Source organism: Mycobacterium sp. 852002-10029_SCH5224772 (assembly GCF_001667315.1).
GTDB lineage: Bacteria > Actinomycetota > Actinomycetes > Mycobacteriales > Mycobacteriaceae > Mycobacterium.
Map to the genome: position 1 here is coordinate 40,282 of NZ_LZHT01000011.1, position 21,515 is coordinate 61,796.

Genomic DNA, 21,515 nt, shown 5'->3' on the forward strand with positions numbered 1-21,515 from the left:
GTCCGCGGTCCCCGCAGCGATCCTCGACCTAGGTGGTCGGTATCCGGGGGCCGCAGTGTTGCTCGCAGCGCCGCTGACAGTCGCCGGGATCTGGGGAATGGTCACTCGCCCGTCCTTGGCCCTGCCGCTGGTACTGCTGGTCGGCGTGGTCTTGGTATTGACCGATTTCCTTGCGGGCCCGTACAGAGTGGCTGAGCAGAAGGCGCGAACCGCAGCCGGCGCTCCGATGCGGAACCGTCAGCCGCTCGTCAATCAGCCCAGGCCGCCGTCCCAGCAGAAGCCGCCGTCCCAGCAGAAGCCGCCGCGACTCAGACCGGAGGCTCACGCGGGGACGCAGGCAGAAGCCGCCGCCGCCCAGGCGCTGGCCGCGGAAGCCGAAGCGGTGGCCGCCGCAGCGCGGGCTCGGGCAGACGCGGCCGCGGCCGAAGCCCTGGCGGCGGAAGCGGAAGCTCTGGCCGCGGAAGCCGAAGCGCTCGCCGCCGAGGCGCGGGCGCGGGACGAAGCCGCTGCGGCCGAAGCGCTCGCCGCCGAGCCCGAAGCGGTGGCCGCCGAGGCGCAGGCGCAGGCCGAGGTCGCCGCGGCGGAAGCGCTGGCCGCGGAAGCGCGGGCGCGAGAGCGGGCGCGCGCGGAAGCCGCAGCCGCCGAAGCGCAGGCCGCCGAGGCGCACAAGCGGGCAGAAGCCGCCGAAGCGCACGCCCTAGCCGCCGAAGCCCGGAAGCAGGCCAAAGCCGCCGAAGCGCACGCCCTAGCCGCCGAAGCCCGGAAGCGGGCAAAAGCCGCCGAGCCCGAAGCTTTGGCTGCCGAGGCGCGGGCGCAGGCACAAGCCACCGAAACTCAAGCCTTGATCGCCGAAGCGCGGGAACGGGAACGGGCACGCGCAAAGGCCGCCGAAGCCGAGGCGCTGGCCATCGAGGCGCGGAAGCAGGCGGAAGCCGCCGAAGCGCAAGCCTTGGCCGCCGCAGCGAGGAAGCGGGCAGAAGCCGCCGAAATCGAGGCCGTTGCGGCCGAAGCTCGAAAGCGGGCAAAGGCCGCCGAAGCAGAAGCGCTGGTGGCCGAGGCACGGGCGCGTGCCGAAGCCGCCGAAACCCAGGCCCTGGCCGCCGACGCGCGGGCGCGGGAGCGGGCACGCGCGGAAGCGGCCGAAGCCGAGGCCCTGGCCGCCGAGGCGCGCGCCCGCGCGGAAGCCGCCGAAACTCGCGCTCGGGCCGCCGAGGTTTGGGCGGGAGCAGAAGCCGCCGAAGCGCAAGCTCGGGCCGCCGAGGCACGGGCGAAGGCAATCCGGCTGCGGCTGGAGGCTGAAGGCAAGAACAGACGGCCCCCGCGAGGGAACCAGACGTAGCCGGTAGGGCGTCTCGCGAACGGTTGGCGATGCGCGCCATGTCACACACGCCCGAAGTGTGGAAAGCCCGCACCCGGGTATCCCAGCGGGCGTATGACTACAGCGCGAACACAACCACATCAGCGTGAAATCGACGACGTCCAGGGGATCGTCGACGCCATCTCCGAGGCGTTCACCACCAAGATCGTCGGGCAACGCGACCTACGGGAGTCGCTGCTGATCGGCCTGCTCGCCGGCGGCCACATCCTGCTGGAAAGTGTGCCGGGCCTGGCGAAGACCACCGCCGCCAAGGTGCTCGCGGAGTCGGTGCACGGCCGCTTCCAACGGATCCAGTGCACGCCCGACCTGCTGCCCAGCGACATCATCGGCACCCAGATCTACGACGCGGCGACGAATTCGTTCGTCACCCAACTGGGTCCGGTGCACGCCAACATCGTGTTGCTCGACGAGATCAACCGGTCAAGCGCGAAGACCCAAAGCGCGATGCTCGAGGCGATGGAGGAGCGGCAGACCACCATCGCCGGGCAGGTGCACCCCCTTGCGGATCCGTTCCTGGTGATCGCCACCCAGAACCCCGTCGACCAGGAAGGCACCTATCCGCTGTCCGAGGCGCAGACCGACCGCTTCCTGCTCAAGGAGATCGTGCGCTACCCCACCCCGCAGGAAGAGGTGGAAGTGATGACGCGGATCGACGCGGGCATCTACGACAAGGGGCGACCCGCCCCGCCGGTGGTCAGCCTCGACGACGTGCTGCGCCTGCAGGAGGTCGTGCGCCACGTCCACATGGATCGCGCGCTGATGCTCTACGCCAGCCAACTCGTCGACGCGACCCGCCACCCGGCGCAGGTGTTGCCCAAGCAGATCGCGCGTCTGGTCGAGTACGGCGCCAGCCCACGCGCCACAATCGCGTTCTGCAAGGCGGCCCGAGCGCAGGCGGTGTTGTCCGGACGTGCGCACGTGCTGCCAGAGGACATCGCGAAGCTTGCGCACCGGGTGCTGCGGCACCGGCTCATCCTCGGATTCGAAGCGGCCAGCGCCGATATCACCCCTGAGGTCGTGGTCGACGCCGCCCTGCGGGCCGTCAGGGTCCCCTAGGTGCCAGACGGTCGTCTTGGGTAAGCACCTCAACCGGGCCAAGGCCCACTTCGGCACCGATACCCGCGGTCTGCTCGAAGGCGGCCGCTACGCGCTATTGCACACGCGCAGCATGGAATTCGATGATCTACGGCCGTATGTTCCCGGCGACGACGTGCGGGACATCGATTGGAAGGCCTCGGCGCGTTCGGGCGGCGTGCTCATCAAACGGTTCGTTTCCGAAAAGCACCACAAGATCCTGCTTGTCGGCGATGCCGGTCGCAACATGTCGGCGCTCGCGCCGAGCGGGGAGTGTAAGCGCGACGTCGCCGCGCACATCATGGGCGCGGTGGGGTTGATCGGCCTGCGGCGATCCGATCAGATCGGCATGGTCTACGGCGACCGCCGCGGTTGCGTGAACGTCCCGCAGCGGCGCGGCGAAACGCACGTCGAGGGGCTGTTGCACCGCTGGTACCAGCACACCATGACCGACCCCGGTCCCAGCGACATCACGGCCCAACTCGACTACGTGGCAACGCATTACCGACACACCATGTTGATCATCGTGGTGTCCGACGAACCCGACTTCGAGCAGCGCCCAGACGACCGGCTCAGCGCGGTGCTCACCAGACTGGGCGGGCGGCACGACATCATGTGGGCGATGGTGTCGGACATGCCCGCGGTGGGATCCGACAACACCGACGGGTACGACGTCGCCACCGGTCGTTTCGTCTTGAATGGCGCCGACCTCGGCCCTCGTGTCGTCGCCGCGTATCGCCGGGCCGAGCAGGCTCGCCGCGAACGCCTCGATGCGTTCTTGACCGGTCGCGCGGTTGCGCACGCGACTATCGCGGGCAGCAACGACATTCGGCGTGAACTTGTTCGCCTGACCGAGGTGGCCGCTCGTGCCGGATGATCTGCTGCGCCATGTGTTCGGTCCGCAGCCGTACTCGACGGGGTGGCTGTGGGGGGTTGTCCTGCTGATCGTCGTCGTCATCGGTTGGTATGCAGGCATTTTCGTGTGGACGCTGCCGTCGCGTCGGCTACGGCGCATCCCCATTGTGCGGCGCGTCCACGCCTGGCTGATCCGTAACCGGTTCGCCCGCTGCGTGCAGCGCATAGCTGGTGAGCACCGTGCCGGGCGGATGTCGGCGCCCGAGGCGTGTGCGGCGATCAGCCGGACGGTGCGTAGCTTTCTGCATCAAGCGACCGGCGCGCGGGCTCAGTACCTGCAAGTCGGCGCCCTGGCTGACGCGAACCTGGCCGTGGCCGCGCCGCTGTTGACCCAGCTCGGCGATGCGCAGTTCAACGCCGAATCGCGGGTCGACGTCGCCGACGTGAGTGCCCGGGCGCAGGAGTTGATCCGCTCGTGGACCTGAAGTGGTGGCCGGTCGCGGCGATCGGATCGGCCTGCTTCGTCGCCGTCGCGGCCCTGGCGGCGCTGCTATCCATGGCCGCTGCCCGCCGGCAGCTGCGCCCTCTGGCCAACGTCGCCCGGCTGACGCGGTTGCCCGAGTACGCGAAGGTGGCCCGGTTGCGTTCGCTGTCAACGGTTGTCACCCTGGTCGTGTTGACGGTCATGTTCGCCGCCGCTACCTGGGCGGGAGCCCGTCCGACCGAGGCCACCAAGGATTTCGACGCCGCACACCCCGAGGACATCATGCTGTGCGTCGGGCAGCCGGTGACCGATGCCGCGACGGCTGAACTCCTCGACCACTTCGCTCGCCAGGCCACGAATTCCCCCCAGGCTCAACGCATCGGCCTGACATCGGCCAATCGCCGCGTGGTGCCGCTGACACGCGACCACCAGTACGCAGCGGCGCGATTCGACGAGTACGTGGGCGCCCACCAGGCGCAGTCGGCGTCATTCGCCCCGCCGGTGCCTTACACCGACTACACCGTAAACGTGAATGATGTTCTGGCGCTGTGTCTCTCCGGGTTTCCGTCCGCCGAGCAGCGGAGCACGCACCGGCGGTCGGTGATCTATCTCGGCCCCTCAGATCTGCGTGCTGGCGGAGAACGGCGCGCCGCACTGTTCACCGACGGCAGTCTACGGGCCCTGGTTGAACGGGCTGGAGCCCAAATCAATGTGATCGACACGGCGCCGTCGCCCGCGAGCGGTTCGCTGGTGGCGCTCACCGAGCAGACCGGAGGCCGATATCTCGCGCCGGGACCGAAGTCGGTGACCGCGACCCTCGATGAGATTCGGGCGCACGCCCCGCCGGTGCGCCTGGCCGACGGCACCGTCGTGACAGCGGAGCTGCAGGACGCGCCGGCGGTACCCCTGGCGATCGCGTTGTTGTCGGCGGCCGTGCTCTCGGTGGCGCTATTGGTGTTGCGCCGATGACGTTTCAGCCTCTCCTGCCCTGGGCGATCCTCGCCGTCGTCACCGGCGCGCTTACCCTGGCGCGCCTGGTAGCGCTGCGCCAGGCGCTTTTGTCGGCCGGGCGCCGCTCCGGACGCCGACACCGGGCGGTGCTGCGCTGGAGCGGTGTGACTGTCGCGGTGCTACTGCTCATCGCCGCGACCGCCCGCCCGGCATTTCGCGACGACGGAAACCATGGGGTGACAACGTCCGCGGCCGGCGACAATCTCAACGTGTTCCTGATCGTCGACCGTTCGGCCGACTCGGATGTCGAGGACTACAGCATTGCTGGCACCGACAAACCGCGGATCGCGGGGATACGCGACGACATCGCCGTGTTGATCAAGCAGTACCCGGCGGCACGCTACGCGCTCGTCACGTTCGCCTCGAAAGCTTCATTGGAGTGGCCGCTGTCCGAAGATGTTTGGAGTTTGCGTCCGACCATCGCGGCTCTGCGCGCCGGCCAAAGTGGTTCAGATGTCAACGCGGCCGCCGCGGACAACGTGTTGCGGTACCAGCTGATGCAGGCAGCGCAGCAATATCCGGGTTCGCGGAACGTGGTGCTGTACTTCGGTTCCGGTGCGCCCAGTTCGCGCACGCCGCAGGGCGACATCGACCTCACGCGGGGGTCGGTGGGCGGGGGGGCGGTGCTGGGCTACGGCCGCGGCGACGCGATCAACGAAGCCGCATTGCGTCACATCGCGGGACAACTCAACGTGCCTTACGTTCACCGAGATCCCGGCCAGCCCTTCCGGCCCGACCTGCCTGTCACGCCGCAGCACGTTCAGGCCGAGGCCGCTGACCGGATAGAGCTGTACTGGCTGCCCGCGTTGCTCGCGGCGGGGTTGCTGCTCGCCGAAATCTACCTTTCGGTCCGCGAGTTCCGGCGCGGCCGCATCGCCTGGCGGGACTTGGAATCATGACGCGCAGACCGGCGCGGTTACGGCTACGACGGCGGCTGCTGATCTACTCGGCCCCACTGACCGCTGTTGCGCTGTTGGTCGTCGTCAAGCTGATTTCCGTTGTCGTGGCCGGCAATTCCGCCGTGTCCTCGTTCGCCCACGGCGATGGGAATGCGGTGCGAACCGATGCGGCGGTCCTCGGCGTGGTCAACGTGGTCGAACCGTCGAAGGCGCCGTTCACCGCGGGCGCCGCCGCCGTGCTCGACGGCCGGCTCGCGGATGCCGACCGTCATTTCTCCGCCGCGCTTGCCCGCACCGACGTCGCCCGCTCCTGCCCGGTGCGGGTCAACCTCGAACTGGTCCGCGAAACCCAGGGCGACCGGGCTGCGGCGGCAGGTGAGCGGGCACGCGCCGCGGAACGTTATGCGGGCGCGCTGGCCGTCGTCGACGCCGCGCCTGAAGCCTGTTTCTTCGGCAACACCGACTCGGACGCGCAGCGTCGGAACATCCGGCACGACACCGCGAACCGGTTGGCCGCCAAGAAAATGGCGCTCACCGCGCCGCCGCCCCTCGCCGCCCTCACACCCGATGGCCGTGAGATCCCACCACGCCGGCTCGACCCGGGTGTGGGCGATCCGTTCGACAAGTTGCAGCAGGTGCTGCAGGACGCTGCATCGCCGGGGGAACCTCCGTAAGGGTCTGTCAGGCTTTGACGTCGACGAACTCCTCGGGCCATCGTGTGTGCCCCTGCGCCCGCGCCAGCCCCGGCGTCGCCACGGCCACGCCGCCGAAATTCCCGGATGTGAACGCATTTCAAGCGGCCTGATCATCGCGTCGCACTGAAAGCCGTTGCGGCTCATATCCTCCTGGACCAGAAGCGCCGAGTGTAACGACACTGCGAAAAATCAGCGATAATTTCGCAGTGACGTTACGCTCGCGCGACCGGCGCTCAAAGCCCGATCACAGGCCGATGTAGACCGCCTTGGTGTTGAAGTAGGCCTCGATCCCCTTGCGGCCGCGTTCGCCGCCCCAACCCGACTGCTTGTGGCCGCTGATCGGCATCGAGGGGTCGGCGGCGAGTGAGGAGTTCACCCAAACCTGGCCCGCGCGAAGCTCATTGGCGACGCGGTGCGCGCGCGACAGGTTCTCGGTCCAAATCGAGCCGGCCAGGCCGTAGTGCGTGTCGTTCGCGGCAGCGAGCACCTCGTCCTCGTCGTCGAACGGGATCACGCAGCCGACCGGCCCGAAGATCTCCTCCTTGATGAGCCGCATGTCCGGTGTCGTGTTGGTGACGATCGTCGCCTCGTAGAAGTAGCCCTTGCGGTCCATCGGCTTGCCGCCGGTGATCACCTGCGCGCCGCCGGCCACGCCGTCGTTCACGATGCCGTCCACGCGCTTGCGCTGCTTGTCGCTGATCAGCGGCCCCAGAACCGAATCCGGATCCTCGCTGCCGCCCATCGGCAGCATCTGAGCGAACTCGGCAAGGCGCTGCACGACCTGGTCGTAGATGCCGCGCTGGACGTAGATGCGCGACGTGCACGAGCAGTTCTGCCCCGAACCGGCGAGCAGGCCCATGCCCGCCCCCAAGATCGCCTTGTCGAGGTTGGCGTCGTCGAACATGATCAGCGGCGACTTGCCGCCGAGCTCGAGTGTGAGCCGCTTGAGGTTGCCGGCGGCCGCCTTGACGATCAGCCGCCCGACCTCCGTCGACCCCGTGAACGAGATCTTGTCGACGTCCGGGTGCGCGGTGAGCGCGGCACCCGTGGTCTCGCCGTAGCCGGTGATGACGTTCAGGACACCATCGGGCAGACCTGCCTCACGGAAGATCTCCTCGAGCTTGAGCGCGGTCAGCGGCGTCTCCTCGGCGGGCTTGAGGACGGCGCTGCACCCCGCCGCGAGGGCGGGTGCGACCTTGAGCATCGCGACGAAAAACGGCCCGTTCCAAGGGATGATGAGGCCGACGACGCCGACCGGCTCGAGCTGGGTGAAGGTGTGATAGGTCTCCCAGGTGCCGAGCAGGCCGTCGGACACGAGATTGGCCGACTCGCCGTGGATCTTTCCGACCCAGCCGGCGTAGTACTTCAGCATGTCGACCGAGACCGGGATGATGTGCCGCGCGGCCGTCAGGTTCATGCCGTTGTCCTGGCCCTCGAGCGCGGCGAGCTCGTCGGTGCGTTCCTCGATGATGCGCGCGGCGCGGAAGAGGACGTTTGCCCGGTGCGACGCGGGCGCCTTGCGCCACACGCCTGACTCGAAGGTCTCGCGCGCGCGGGCCACCGCGGCGTCGACGGTTGCCTGGTCGGAATCGGGGACCTCGGTGATCTGCTCCTCAGTGGAAGGGTTGAAGACGGGAATGGTGGTACTCAATTTCGTGGCCCTTCGTTAGCGGTTCCTGTCGTCGCGCGACAGAGGTTACGCGCGTAACCAGTGGGTGTCCAGTGCGTGGGGGAGGCGTGCCGACCGTGAGTCTCCGGGCGATTCTGCTGGTCGCCGACGTGCGGCAACGTGATCGGCGATCCGTGGGTCGCGTGCGCGCCGCTCGCCTGCCCGAACGCAAACGGACGGCTAAGTTACCTGTATGCGGGTTGTTCGCCTTTTCGGTGCCGTCCTGACGATCCTCACCACCGGGTTGCTGCTGGCAAGCCCCGCCGGCGCGCAGCCGCCCTCCCAGCTCAAGGATCACCTCACTGACAGCACGGGGGCGTTGACCGATTCCGGTCGTGCGGCCGTCAGCTCGGCGATCGACCGGCTTTACCGCGATCGCCACATCCAACTGTGGGTCGTCTACGTCGACAACTTCTCCCGGTACAAGCCCGACAACTGGGCCGACCGCACCCGCAGCGCCAGTGGGCTGGGCGGCCAGGATGCGCTGCTGGCCATCGCCACGAACACCAAGGCGTACACCTTCACCGTGCCGCCGCAGGTGCACGGCCCGACCACTGCCGGGCTGAACAGTCTGCGCCGCAACCAAATTGAACCCGTGCTGGGTGCGAAAGACTGGAGCGGTGCTGCGGTCGCCGCGGCCGACGGTTTGGACAAATTGGCGAGTTCGGCCAAGCCGGCGAGCTCGTCGAAGCCGATCTGGCCGCTGGTGGCGATCGGCGTCATCGTCGTCGTGGTTGTACTGCTGCTGTTCGTGCTCTATCGCGCGCGTCGGCGCGGGCGCGCCCGCTCCCGCGGCCCGCAAACGAGCATTGAAGGCCGCGGTGATTCGCTGCCGCAGGCGCTGTCTACCCCCTACGCCAGGCTGCGCCAAATCTCTGACTACGTCGCGCGGCATCGCGACAGCGTCGGCGCCGAGGCCCAGACCCGGCTCGACGAGGGCAAACGGCATCTGGCGGCGGCACGCGGCAAGGAAGCGGCCAACGACGCCGAAGCGATCGCCCATGCCAACAGGGCATCGACGCTGGCCGCTCAGGCGCAAACGTTGGCCAACGACGACGTGCTGTCGGCACAGCGCAAGCCACGACGCGGTCGAAGCCGTCAGCGGTAGGAAGCGCGCAACAGCGAAAGCGCCTGCTCGACGGTCTCCTCGTTGCTGCGCGTCGCGTCGACCCGCAGAACGGACGCTTGCTCATCGGGGGGCGTGAACACGGCGCGCAACTCGGGCCACAGCTCGATCCGCGCATCCGAGACCACGCCCTTCTCCGTGGCGCGCCGCTCGAGTCGCGCGATCAGGGTGGCGTCGTCGGCGTCGCACAGCACGACGCGGAGGTCGGCCCCGAGGCGGTGCGCCAGCTGCCGCAGCTGGGCGCGCTCGTGCGGATTGCCGAACGTCGCATCGACGGCGACGCCGCGGCCCCGACGCAGCCAGCGTGCGGCGTCGCGGCGCAGCGCGGCATAGGTGCTGCGCGTCATCGCCGGATCGTAGAGCCCCGAACCGAATTCGTCGCCGCCGCGCTGGGTGGGCTCGATGCCCGCCATCCGCTTGCGCGCCAGGTCCGACGAGAGGTGCACCAGCCCGAGTCGGCCCGCGAGCGCGCGTGCCAGCGTGGTCTTGCCGCTCGCCGGCAGGCCCATGATGACCACCATCGGCGGACGGGGCAGCCCATCCGCGTGCGCCCACGCCAGGTCGAAGTAGTTCCGCGACTCGGCGATGAGCTCACGTCCTTCGTCACCGGAAGACTGGCTGGTCTGGGCTAGGCGCAGGCTGCGGACCTTGCCGCGAACGTAGGCGCGGTAGCAGATATAGAAGTCGAGTAGCTGGAGCAGTCCGACGTCGCCGCTGGCGCGCACGTAGGAGTCGACGAAACCCCACGCCAGGTCTGCGCGACCGTGATACTCCAAATCCATTGCCAGAAAGGCAACTTCGGACGCCAGGTCGGCGCACCGATAGCGAGGCGCGAACTGCAGGCTGTCGAACAGCAGGATTCGGCCGTCGTCGATGCAGATGCTGGCGGCGTGCAGGTCGCCATGCCCATCCCGCACGTGCCCGTCGGCCACGCGTCGCTCGAGCAATGGCGCGTGCGTCCGCACGAATTCGTCGACGTAGCTTCGGATGTCGTCGTTGATGTCGCTCGCGATGGTGCGCCCGACGAAGGGGCGCATCTGGTCGAAGTTCTCCCGCCAGTTCGCGATCACGCTGGACGGGCTGCCGTACGCGTCGATGTCGGGGCCGGTTTCGGCGCTGCCGTGAAGCTTGGCCAGGGTGCGGCCGATCCGCCGCGCGAGACGCAGGTCGACCTCGCCGCGCGCGAGCTTGGCCGGCAGCATGCCTTCCTCCGGCAGGCGCCGCATCCACACGGCCGGCTCGCCCGAGCCGGACGCGCCGCCGATGCGGTAGCGGCCATTCTGTTCGGTGACTTCGACGACACCCAGATACATCTGCGGACTGAACCGCCGATTGAGGCGCAGCTCTTCGTCACAGTCGGCACGGCGCCGCTCGATGCTGGTGAAGTCGAGGAAGCCGAGGTCCACCGGCTTCTTGAGCTTGTAGGCGTATGGTCCGGCGAGCACGACCCACGAGCTGTGCGTCTCGTGAAGACGCACGTCGTAGGCCGGGGGTTCATACGCGTCGGGCCGCAGCAGGTCGGCGATGATCCGCGGGCGGCCGTCGGGTCCAGTTGGGTCGAAGGCGTGTGTCATGGTCTCGCCGAACGATTACAGGTGGTTTGGCTGGCCCTCACAGAATTTCAGGCTACGGACGAACTCGTCAGTTGCCCACTTCGGCGGCCAACAGTGCGTGCGTGATGGTAGTGCCGTCGAAGACGAATGTATGCGCGGGACGGCGCAGGGCCACGATGGTCGAATCCGCGTGCACGACGACTCCGCCGCCGGCGGGGATGCCGAGCCCACTCGCCTCTCCCTTCAGCAATCGAATCGCCCGCGACAGTCGCAACCACTCGGTGCGTTCGTCGTGCACGTCGATCACCATCGGGATGAGATTGAACACGTCGAACACGTCGGCCCCGAGTGATTCCGGCGTCTCGACGATCCCATAGCGTCCAAGCTGTACCGCACCGGCCGAAATGCCCACGAGGACGGCGCCTTCGGCGTAGCGGCCCAGGATTGTCTCCTTCATGCCGGTTTCTTCGAAGGTGTTCCAGCCCAGACGCGCATCGCCGCCGGCGAGGACGATCAACTGGGCGCTGTCCAGGAAGGCGCGGTCGGCCCGGTCGAACGACGAGCCGATCATGCGACGATCGGTGATCCTGACGGCATCCATGGCCGCTTCGAAGATTTCGTAGAACTCCGGCCGATCCCCGTTGGAGGCACCGATGTAGGCCGCGCTGAGGGGTGCGTCCTGAACCAATCCATCGAGGGCTGCCTCGAGAAGCAGGCGGTCGCGGAGCTTCCAAAACAGCAGCTGACTGTCCGCCAGCAGATAGACCGGTTGCGGTTGTGGCGCTTTCACTTTGGCTTATCTTCGCCGGCAAGCTGGTCGAAGCGCGCGAGAGCCACGTCGAGGTCTTCCTCGTCGAAGACTTCGCAGCGGTTAATCAGGTCACCCTCGACCGTGAAAATGTTGGTCAACCGCCACTCGGCGGCGAAGCCCTCTCGCGACGACCCTTTGAGTGCCTGCATGACGACTGCTCCGAGTTCGCTTAGCCGATGGACGGTCTCGACGTAGACGTTGATATCCGGGGCCAGGACGTCCCACGAGGCTTGCAGAGCTGCGGCCAGATCAACCGCATCGCTCGCTAGGAGCGATCGATGATCGATGTAAACTGGATTCGGTGTGGTCGCAGGAAGTTCGCGCCGGGTGAATCCGGCCTGGGCCCGGGCAATCACCGACCACACTCGCGAATGAATGGCCGCTTCGCCGGCGAGGTACCGGTTTTCGAGCTCCTCGAAGGCGGCGTCGATGTCTTCGGGGTCGAACACGATGTGCGCCGCAATCCGATCGTCGGTGTCGACTTCGGCGATGATGAGCTGCTCGGGGGCGAACTGCCCGTACCGCGAATCGCTGTTCGGGTAACGCATGAGAGTGAGTGCAAGGCGTTCCCCGCGGATCGCAACTACGGTCGACGTCGTATTTGCCACAGCTTCGGCCAGGGCTTGCATATTCGCGATCACGACCTCGCGGTCTTGCCAGAGCCCGGTGTTCACCACGGGCACGCGATTTTCGATGAAACTGCCGTCGGTCAGCATCTCGGCGAGCGCTGCCCAGTCGCGAGCCTTGTAGTACGCAAAGAAGCGGTCTTCTGCTCGGGTGGCCTTGTTCTGCAGCCGTCGCGCCAGCGGCTGCAGTTCATCGAAACGTGTAACGGCGGCGTCGAGGTCCTCCTCGTCGAACAGCTCACTGCGGTTGATCAGATCGCCTTCGACTGTAATGAGGTTGACTTCGAGCCACTCGGCATCGAAGCCGTTTGGCGACGTTCCGCGCAGCACCTCGGTGACGACGGCGCCGAGGCTGCTCAGCCGATGAACCGCCTCGACATAGATCTTGGCTTTGGGCGCGAGTTCCCATGCGGCGCGGATGTATGGGACGAGGTCTCCGGGCGAAAACGCTCTTCCTCGGCGATGGTCAATATTCGCCCAGTCCGGTGTGGTCGCGGGAATCTCGCGTCGGTTGAACGCGTCGAGGGCCCGCAAGACAGCCGACCAGGTGTGCGGGTGAGCGGCGGCTTCGCCGGCGAGGTAGCGGGCATCGAGTTCCTCAAAGGCAGCATCGATATCTTCGGCGTCAAAAAAGATATGGGCAGCGATCCGCCCGTCGGTGTCGATTTCGACGATTCCCAGCATCTCGATGGAAAATTCTCCGTGCCGCGAGTCAGGATTGAATGAGCGGATGCGGGCGAGTGCGAGGCGCTCTCCGCGAATCGCGATCGCCGTCAAAGATACCTGCGCAAGGCCCTCGGCCAGTGCTCGCATATTTGCGACTACGGCGTCGCGACCGTCCCAGAAGCCGACATTTACCACTCGACGTCGATCGTCGACGTAACTGTCGGGCGCCAAGATGTCGACTATCGCCGCCCAATCGCGGGTGCCCGAGCGGTCAAAGAGTCGGCGTTCTGCACGGCTCGCCGCATTCTCCAGGCGCCGCGTCGGCTGGCTGAGCTGTTCGAATGTCGCGAGGGCATCGTCGAGATCTGCCTCGTCGAAGACCTCGATGCGGCTAAGCAGGTTGCCTTCGACCGCGATCACGTAGGTCAACCGCAATTCCGCGTCGAAGCCCTCTTGCGAGGTCATTTTCAGGACTTGGGTAGTGACGGTTCCGAGTTCGCTCAGTCGATGCACGGATTCGATGTAGGCACTGGTATCCGAAGTGAGGTCCCACATGGCACCGACGGATGTGGCTAGATCAACCCCCGCGATCGATACGAGGCGTCGATGATCGATGTAAACCGGATTCGCCGTCGTCGCGGGAAACTCGTGACGATTGAATTGGGCGTTAGCCCCTGAAGCCACCGACCAAGTGTGCGCGTGGGGGGCTGCTTCGCCCGCGAGGTAGCGGGCATCGAGTTCGGCGAAGGCGGCGTTTATGTCCTCGAGGTCGAACACGATGCGGGCCACGATCCGTTCCTCGGCATCAATCTCGAGGACGGAGACCATCACGTTATGAAATGCGTCGGATCGTTGATCGGGGCCCGAGAAGCGGGCTTGTGTGAGCACAAGACGTTCCCCGCGGGTCGCAATGACGGTCGACATCACACTTGCACCGAGATCGACCAGCGCCCGGATGTTGACCAATTCGGCATCCCGGCCGCGCCGGAGCCCTGCGTTCGCCACGCGTCGACGATCGTCATAGAGCGTGTCCTCGGCCAGCGCCTCGGTCATTGCATTCCAGTCGCGGGCGGCAAAGCAGGCATGGAGGCGTTGGTCCACTCGGCTTGCCGCATTTTCCAGCCGCCCTTGCTGCGAGCGAAGGTTGTCAAGGCGGGCCAGCGCGGCGTCGAGGTCCGCCTCGTCGAATAGCTCGCAGCGATTGATCCGGTCGCCTTCGACAGTGAGAACTTGGATCATTCGCCATTCGGCGTCGAATCCTTGTGGCGAGGTGCCGTACGACGTGTGAGTGACGACCGCGCCGAAGTCGTTGAGCCTGTGCACCGTCTCGATGTTGGCGCTGAAATTCGGCGTCAGGTCCCAAACGGCGCGTATGGACGGAGTTATGTTGCCGGAGGCGAACGGTGTGGTCCGACGGTGGTCGACGGTGACCCAATCCGCCTCGGGGATGTCGTGCTGATTGAAGCTCCCGTAGACCCGAGCGATAACCGACCAGGTGTGTGCGTGGGCCGCCGCTTCGCCCGCGAGGTAGCGGGCGTCGAGTTCCTCGAAGGCGGCGTCGATATCCTCCGGCTCGATGACGACGATTCCCCGAATTCGGTTGTCGTCGTTGACCTCAACTACGCCGAACGCCGAAGCGGAAAATGCCTCAGGTGACCGACCTTGGCTTGTGAAAGCGGTACGACACAGCGCGAGCCGCTCTCCGCGGACGGCGACGATCGACGCCTCATGCGTGCTCCAGACTTCGCCAGTGGCGCGCCAGTTCGCCATCTCGGCATCTCGGCCGCGCCGGATCCCGGCGTTTATCACTGAGCGGCGATCGTCTGAGGAAACGTCGTCGGCGAGCAGTTCCGCCATGGCATCCCAATCGCGCACCGCATAGTGCCCAAGGAATTGCTCGGCCACTTTGCTTGCCGCATTTTCCAGCCGCGGTGCCGGCCGGCTGAGTTCGTCGAACCGGTCGAGCGCCGCGTCGAGGTCCGTCTCGTCGAATACCTCGACGCGGCGGTAGAGGTCGCCGTCGGTTATTCCAACGACGACTGCCCGCCACTCGGCATCAAAGCCGTCCTGCGAAGTGCCACGCGCAGCGTGGGCGATGACCGCTCCCGCCTCACTCAGCCGATGCACCGCCTCGATGTAGGCGCTGACATCTGGCATGAGGTCCCACACGGTGGGAAGATATCCCGCCAGATCCTCCCGCGCGGTCGTTAGGACGGCTCGATGGTCGATGTACACCGAATCCGGTGTTATGGCTGGAAGTTCGCACCGATTGACCGCGACATAGCCTCGTGCGATGGCCGACCACACCTGCGCGTGGTCGGCCGCTTCGCCGGCGAGATATCGCGCGTCGAGTTCGGTGATGGCCGCGTCGAAGTCTTCGAGGTCGTAGACGACGACGTTCGCGATTCGGTCGTCGGCGTCAATCTCCACGATGTTGAGGGCATCGTTTTGAGCGGCGTCAGGGTCACTGCCGGAGGCGCGAACTCGCGCGAGAACGAGACGCTCTCCGCGAATCGCGACGGCACTCACCATCGAGATCATGAATCCGACTTCGGCGGCCGCCTTCAGGTCTCTGATCACGTCGTTTCGACTGTGTTGAGGCTCGGCACTTACGACCCGCCGATGATCGATGCTGACATAGTTGTCAGCCACCGTTTTGGCCATGGCGTCCCAGTCGCGAACCGCGAAGTGCGACCAGACATGCTCGAAGACCAACGTTGCCCTGTTTTTCAGCCGGGATGGCCGCGGGCTGAGCTGTTCGAACCTCGCGATCGCGGCATCCAGGTCCGCTTCGTCGAAGAGCTCGCAGCGGCTGATCACACCTCCGTCGAATGTGCCCAGTATGACTTCCCGCCATTCGGCGTCGAAGCCCTCTTGCGAGCTTCCCCGCACCACGTGGGTGAGGACGGCACCGCAGTCACTCAGCCGATGCACCGACTCGAGGTAACCCGTGGCGTTTGGCGCGATTTCCCAAGTGGCGTGCATGTATGCGGTCACTTCACCAGGCGGGAACGCTCTCGCTTGTCGGTGATCGATGCTCACGCAGCCGGGTGACAATGGCAGCTGTTGCCTGTTCACGGCCGCGTACGTCTCGGCGACGGCCGCCCACGTCTGCGAATAGGGGTCGGCCTCGCCGGCGAGATAGCGGGCGTCGAGTTCGGTGATGGCGGAGTCGAAGTCGTCGAGGTCGATCACGACGATCACCGCGATCTGGTTGTCGGAGTTGACCTCGACGACGCCTAGCAAATCCGTGACGAACTCCTGGTTCTCGCGATAGTGGCCCGATATACGCACGAGGGCGAGGCGCTCTCCACGGGTTGCGATGATGACGGCCGTGATGTACCCGCCCCCGGCGTCGACGCCCGCCCGCAGGTTTGTGATCTCGGCATCACGACCGCGGCGGATGCCCGCGTTTACGACCCGCCGGCGGTCGTCGGTCACGATGTCGTCGGCCATTACCTTCGTGAGCGCGTCCCAGTCGCGGGCCGCGAAGTGCGCCATGTAGCGGTCGAACGCTCGGCATGCTGTGTTTTCGAGCCGCGGTGCCGGTCGGCTGAGCTGATCGAATCGCGTGATCGCGGCGTCGAGGTCGGCCTCGTCGAAGAACTCGGCGCGGTTGATCATGTCACCCTCGACCGTGGAGAGACCGACTCCCCGCCACTCGGCGACGAAGCCCTCGCGCGAAACGCCATGGCCCGCATAGCTGCAGACCGCGCCGAGATCACTCAACCGGTGCACGGTCTCGACGAAGGGTCGAATGTCTTGGCCTAGGTCCCACCCGGCGCGGATGAATGTGGACGTCTCACCGGGCCCGAACGCTGTCGTCCGGCGATGGTCAACAGTGATGCAGTCCGGTGTTATCGCGGGGAACTCGTGTCGGCTGACCGAAGCATAGGTCCCCGCGATGACCGACCAGGTGTGCGCGTGGGCCGCAGCCTCGCCCGCGAGGTAGCGGTCATCGAGTTCGGCGAACGCCGCGTCGGAGTCGTCAAGGTCGAAGATAGCGATCGACGTGATTCGCTCGTCGGCGGCAATCTCGATGAGATTGAAGGCGTCGTTTTGAATCGTCTCGGGGTCACTACCGGACGCACGCACCCGCGTGAGGGCGAGGTGCTCGCCGCGGATCGCCATGACGTCCGCCATCCCTATCGTGAAGCCGAGGTCGGCGGCCACCTGTAGATCCTGGATCACGGATTCTCGACTACCTCGGTCCCCGGCATTCACGACGCGTCGGTGATCGGCGCCGGAAAGGCTTTCGGAGACAATCGCTCCTACGGCATCCCAGTCGCGCGCGGCGAAGTAGGACCAGAAGCGTTCGAATGCGCGCGTTGCCGCGTTGTCGAGTGTCCGCGAATGTGGATGCGCTGCCTCGAACTTGGCATGAATGGCGTCGAGTTCGGCCATTGCGGCGTCGAGGTCTTCGACGTCAAACCACACCTGCAGGGAGATCTGGCCATCGTCATCGATGCCATAAAGCAGGAGGAATTCGTCGTGCGGTGCCCCAGGGCTGACGTCGACGGCGCCTATCACCAATCGAGCGAGCGCCAGACGCTCGCCCCGCACGGCGATAGCCGTTTGGTTGACCCGCATAGGGACTTTCTCCAAAACGCGCCTGTTCAGCTGTGGAAACTCGCCCGATGGGACGTCGATCTGCCCAAACCCGACAACCTTGCGACGGCTCTCGATGAATCCATCTGGCGCGAAAAGCTTCTCGAACTCGTCCCAAGCCTCATGATTTATCGCGGACGTCACGCGTTCGCCCGCCCGCACGCACGCGTTGCCCAACTCGACACTCGGCGCTTCTGGTCGAGCGGGTGCGCTCGGCTTCATTTGCTCGCCAAGAATGTCGCGCGCCATTTCCGCAAGCGTCACAGCGCCTTTGCGTTCGTACAGCTCGACCGCTTGCTCGGCCGCGGAGCGTGCCGCCACGGCGTCGCCGGCGCCCGCCAAAACCGTTGCCAGCGTCAGGCAGGCGTCGCCGTGATCAACCAGGGCATCGGTGCGTTCCGCCAAGGTGACAGCTGCTTCGGCAACCTGCCGAGCCGCATCGTGATCACCGCGGCGCGCCAGCAAGTGCGCCCGAAGCGTCCGCCAGGCGATCGAGGCCTTCAGCGCGTGGCCGGCGAGACGTTCGCTCTCCGAACATAATTCGTCTGCCTCGGATTCGCGGTCGAGGGCAAGATATGCGCGGCCCAACAACGCGGCGGTCTCGGCGGTGTCGGCGTCCAGGCCCATGCGGCGAAAGCCGTGGTAGGCCTTGTGTAGATGCGGTTCGGCTGCAGCCGGATCGTCGACGACCAATTCGACAATGCCCGCAAATTGCTCAACTTCCAGCAGCGCATGGCGTAGGCCGAGCTCGGTAACCGTGCGCCGAGCGGAGTCGATCATGCGACGGGCCGCCGCGGCGCGGCCACGAAAGGCCTCCAACACGGCCTGGCATCGCGTGGAGATGGCTTCCACCGCGGGGGAGTCGGTGGTGATCCGAAGCAGCCGCACCACGTCGAGGCACCGCCCGCCTGCGCGCGGAACCGGGTTGGGGCCCCACAGTGCTGCGAGGGGGGCGCCCGCCAAAACAGCGTTCACCCGGCGGTGTTCACGCGCGCGCCGCGCCGCGGTGAGCGCGTCGTCGAGGGCTATCTCGCAGTCGGCGATTCGCCCAAGCCGGGCAAGGCATCCCGCTCGCACGGTGTGCGCCTTGGCTTCTCCGGCGTCGTCGTCGAGTTCGGCGAGTTTGGCGGCGGCCGCGCCCAATGCGGCTTCGACCTCGTCCAACCGTTCGGGGTGGATCAGCATCGACAGTTGGCCTTCGAAGCATGTCGCCCATGCCGCCAACCGGGCCGAATCGACTGTGGCTGCTTGCAGTTGTGCGACCGCACCCGCCGCCGAGGCCACATCACCTGCAGCCAACAAAGCCTCGCAACGCGCAACCAATAGCTCGGCGGTCTGGTCATCGCGGTCGGGTAGTTCCTCGTCGAGCTCCTCCAGTGCGTGCAGTGCACGGTGGTACAGGTCGGCCGCACCTTCGTAGGCGAGTCGTGCCATCGCCTGGTCTGCGGCATGCCGGCAGTAGAAGACGGCCTTGGCCGCGTTTCCCGCCCAAGCACATTCGAAATAATGGTGGGCCAGCTCAGCTAACAACTCGTCGTCGGAGCCGGGCATCGTCTCGAGCGTTGTGGCGATGCTCTGGTGTAATCGCATGCGCCGCACCGACGCCAGCTCCGCCAGCAGCGATTGCCGGACGATCGCGTGGTTGAACCGGTAATTGCCACCGGGCTCTTCGATGACGATGCCGGCGCGGCGCGCTTCGTCGAACGCGTCGACGAGGTCGTCGCCCGTCACCCGCTCCACCAGTTCGACGGCGAACCGGCTGCCGACAACTGCGGCGGTGGCGAGGGCTTTGTTGGTCTCGACCGGTAGTCGGGAAAGCCTGCGGCTCACCGCTTCTCGTACACCCTGCGGCAGGGTGCTCTGATCCCACACGCCGCCGCTCTCACCGACGTGGCGCAGGGCCTCGATGAGGAAGAACGGGTTACCACCGGTGACCGACGCCAGCGCACGTGCGAGTTCCTCGTCGTCGTAGCCGGCTTCGGCGACGTAGGTGGTTACGTCGTCCTCGTCGAGGCCGCCGAGGCTGAGCCGGTTGGCCGTGCCGTCGCGGTGAAGGTCGGCGAGCATCGCCGCCAGGGGATGGGAGCGGTCGAGATCGGTGCTTCGGTAGGTGCCGACGATCTGCACGCGGGCGTGATCGCCGAAGCGCAGCAGATGCCGCAAAAGTAGCAGCGTCGGCTTGGCTGCCCAATGCAGGTCGTCGAGGATCAAGAGCACCGGCGTGCTCGCGGAAGCGATTTCCAGCAGGGCGACGACCGCATCGAAAAGCGCATACCGCTCGGTGTCGGGGTCCGCGTGCGTCGGAGGAGCGAGGTCGGGTACGACATCGGTCAGCCCGGGCACCAGCGACAGCAACGCTTCGACACCACGCAGTCCCCGCAGCCGGTTGGCGCCCATGCATGGCACGAGCGAACGTAGCGCCTCCGCGAACGGCTGATAGGGCGCACCGAGATCCTCGTCGCACCGGCCGTACAGCACGACCGCTCCCTGGTCATATGCCCGCTGCGACCATTCACCGGCAAGGCGGGTCTTGCCGACGCCCGGTTCGCCGGCGATCAGCACCGTACGCACGCCGCCCGTAAGCGCGCTCTGCCACGCAGACAGCAGCCCGTTGAGTTCGCGGCCACGCCCGACGAACGGCCCGGGCCCGACGAGCACCGCCGGAAGTCCGGGGCGCTGCATCGGCGTCTCGGTCGTCGGCGGCTCGGCGCGCTGTTCGCCGGTTTCCAGTCGCAGCTCGAATACGTGCTCAGGCCGCGCGAGATTCCGCAACTGACGCATCCCGAGGTCGGTGAGCACCACGTCATCGGCCAGCGAGTCGATGACGAGTTCGGCGGTCGCCCCGGAGCACAGGATCTGGCCTCCCTCGGCGAGCGACCGCAGCCGCGCGACCCGGTTGACGGCCCGCCCGAAGTAATCGCCGTCGCGAAGCTCGACCTCGCCGGTATGCAGCGCCACCCGGATGCGCATGGGCTCCCGCAGCGCCCACGGCTCATGAGCGATCGCGTCCTGCAGCTCAACTGCGGCCGAGGCCGCCGCGGACGGCCGTTCGAAGACCGAGAAGGTTGCATCGCCCTCACCGCGCGTCTTGATCAGCCGACCGCCACGAGACGTAACGACCTGTTCGATCAGCTCGTCGTGGCGGGCGAGCGCCACCGCCATCGCGTCGGCGTCCACCTCCCAGGCGGACGTCGACCCCTCGATATCGGTGAGAAGAAATGTCACCGCGCGCGTCACCGACGGAACATGTCGTGCGACAGCGATATCCAGTAACGAGTCTTGCGTGACGATCGCGGCCTCGAGCCGGCGGAGTTCCGGCCCCGGATCGACACCCAGCTCGTCGGCAAGCAGCGCCCGCACGCGTTGGTATGCGCCGAGCGCTTCACCTTGGCGGCCGGCGCGGTAGAGGGCGAGCATCAGCTGGCCCCATCGCCTTTCCCTTAAGGGAGCGTCGGCTACCGCAGCCTCGAGATCGCCGATGACTTCCGCGGCGCGACCTGTGGCGAGCAGAGCGTCCGCTCGATCCTCCACCAGCGCGGCGTGACCCTCGATCCATCGCGTCTTTTCCGACGTTCCGCGTCTGCCGTCGGGAAGATCGGGGATTCCGCGCCAGAGGGCAAGCGCCTCCTCGAAGCGGGCCACCGCTTGGCTGGTGTCGCCCGCGGCGGCGGCGGCGCGTCCCAGTCGGGCTGCTGATTTGTAACGCGAGGCGTCAACCTCGCTGTCGGCGAGCACCCAACCCGCCCCCTGGGTCAAAATAAACCCGTCGCCCAGGGCGCGACGCAGCGAGGAGACGTGGGTCTGCAGGGCTTTGGCGGCCGTGCGCGGCGGGTCGTAGCCCCACAGCAGCTCGACGAGCATGTCGGCCGACACAACGGCGCCGTCGTGCAGTCCGAGCATCGTGAGGAGGGCGCGAGGCTTGGCGCCCGGGATAGCGACGGGCGCCCCGTCTCGCCGGACCTGAAGAGGTCCTAAAACCCCCAGTTCCACCGATAAAAGGGTACTCACGTCGGCTATCGTCGGCGGGCCAATTCAATACCTGGTCAAGATCGAGTAAAGC

General features: G+C 66.7%; 12 protein-coding genes. 8 read left to right on the forward strand and 4 right to left on the reverse strand.

Annotated elements, in window-relative coordinates; genetic code table 11:
• Positions 1-115 precede the first annotated feature (115 nt).
• From A5775_RS03355 to A5775_RS03385, 7 genes are all read left to right on the forward strand, one after another.
• Positions 116-1,339 carry a hypothetical protein gene (locus tag A5775_RS03355; protein WP_156660556.1) on the forward strand — a complete coding sequence of 408 codons (1,224 nt, stop codon included), beginning with the start codon at positions 116-118 and terminating at the stop codon, positions 1,337-1,339.
• Positions 1,340-1,432: 93 nt separating this feature from the next.
• Positions 1,433-2,434 (forward strand): MoxR family ATPase, encoded by a 1,002-nt coding sequence (locus tag A5775_RS03360; RefSeq protein WP_067247456.1) that lies wholly within the window; start codon positions 1,433-1,435, stop codon positions 2,432-2,434.
• Between the two features lie 16 nt (positions 2,435-2,450).
• Positions 2,451-3,329, forward strand: a complete 879-nt coding sequence (locus A5775_RS03365; RefSeq protein ID WP_067247461.1) for a DUF58 domain-containing protein — start codon at positions 2,451-2,453, stop codon at positions 3,327-3,329.
• Positions 3,319-3,792, forward strand: a complete 474-nt coding sequence (locus A5775_RS03370) for a hypothetical protein (protein WP_067247464.1) — start codon at positions 3,319-3,321, stop codon at positions 3,790-3,792. The genes A5775_RS03365 and A5775_RS03370 overlap by 11 nt, the downstream gene beginning before the upstream one ends.
• On the forward strand, positions 3,783-4,760 hold the full coding sequence (locus A5775_RS03375; RefSeq protein ID WP_067247467.1) for a hypothetical protein: 978 nt from the start codon (positions 3,783-3,785) through the stop codon (positions 4,758-4,760). The genes A5775_RS03370 and A5775_RS03375 overlap by 10 nt, the downstream gene beginning before the upstream one ends.
• Positions 4,757-5,701: a vWA domain-containing protein gene (locus A5775_RS03380; protein WP_067247470.1), complete on the forward strand. Its 945-nt coding sequence runs from the start codon at positions 4,757-4,759 to the stop codon at positions 5,699-5,701. The genes A5775_RS03375 and A5775_RS03380 overlap by 4 nt, the downstream gene beginning before the upstream one ends.
• Complete coding sequence (locus A5775_RS03385; RefSeq protein ID WP_067247473.1) at positions 5,698-6,375, forward strand: hypothetical protein; 678 nt, start codon at positions 5,698-5,700, stop codon at positions 6,373-6,375. Before A5775_RS03380 ends, A5775_RS03385 begins: the two co-directional genes overlap by 4 nt.
• Before the next feature lie 265 nt (positions 6,376-6,640).
• Here the strand turns inward: A5775_RS03385 and A5775_RS03390 are convergent, their stop codons facing one another.
• Positions 6,641-8,047, reverse strand: coding sequence for an aldehyde dehydrogenase family protein (locus A5775_RS03390; RefSeq protein WP_067247476.1), 1,407 nt, complete (start codon positions 8,045-8,047; stop codon positions 6,641-6,643).
• Positions 8,048-8,258: 211 nt separating this feature from the next.
• Between A5775_RS03390 and A5775_RS03395 the strand changes: the two genes are divergently transcribed.
• On the forward strand, positions 8,259-9,173 hold the full coding sequence (locus tag A5775_RS03395) for a TPM domain-containing protein (RefSeq protein ID WP_067247480.1): 915 nt from the start codon (positions 8,259-8,261) through the stop codon (positions 9,171-9,173).
• Here the strand turns inward: A5775_RS03395 and A5775_RS03400 are convergent.
• The 3 genes from A5775_RS03400 to A5775_RS03410 form a co-directional block, all read right to left on the reverse strand.
• Positions 9,164-10,765: a bifunctional aminoglycoside phosphotransferase/ATP-binding protein gene (locus A5775_RS03400; RefSeq protein WP_067247483.1), complete on the reverse strand. Its 1,602-nt coding sequence runs from the start codon at positions 10,763-10,765 to the stop codon at positions 9,164-9,166. The two genes, A5775_RS03395 and A5775_RS03400, sit on opposite strands and share 10 nt — an antisense overlap.
• A gap of 67 nt (positions 10,766-10,832) precedes the next feature.
• A complete protein-coding gene (locus A5775_RS03405; RefSeq protein WP_067247487.1) occupies positions 10,833-11,534 on the reverse strand; it encodes a Type 1 glutamine amidotransferase-like domain-containing protein in 702 nt (233 codons plus the stop codon).
• Positions 11,531-21,445: a BTAD domain-containing putative transcriptional regulator gene (locus tag A5775_RS03410; RefSeq protein WP_082952862.1), complete on the reverse strand. Its 9,915-nt coding sequence runs from the start codon at positions 21,443-21,445 to the stop codon at positions 11,531-11,533. The genes A5775_RS03405 and A5775_RS03410 overlap by 4 nt, the downstream gene beginning before the upstream one ends.
• Positions 21,446-21,515: the final 70 nt, after the last annotated feature.

Bases quoted from the DNA above. Each gene is read 5' to 3' on its own strand.
- A5775_RS03400 (WP_067247483.1), bottom strand. From the start codon at position 10,765: ATGACACACGCCTTCGACCCAACTGGACCCGACGGCCGCCCGCGGATC.
- A5775_RS03380 (WP_067247470.1), top strand. From the start codon at position 4,757: ATGACGTTTCAGCCTCTCCTGCCCTGGGCGATCCTCGCCGTCGTCACC.
- A5775_RS03360 (WP_067247456.1), top strand. From the start codon at position 1,433: ATGACTACAGCGCGAACACAACCACATCAGCGTGAAATCGACGACGTC.
- A5775_RS03395 (WP_067247480.1), top strand. From the start codon at position 8,259: ATGCGGGTTGTTCGCCTTTTCGGTGCCGTCCTGACGATCCTCACCACC.
- A5775_RS03385 (WP_067247473.1), top strand. From the start codon at position 5,698: ATGACGCGCAGACCGGCGCGGTTACGGCTACGACGGCGGCTGCTGATC.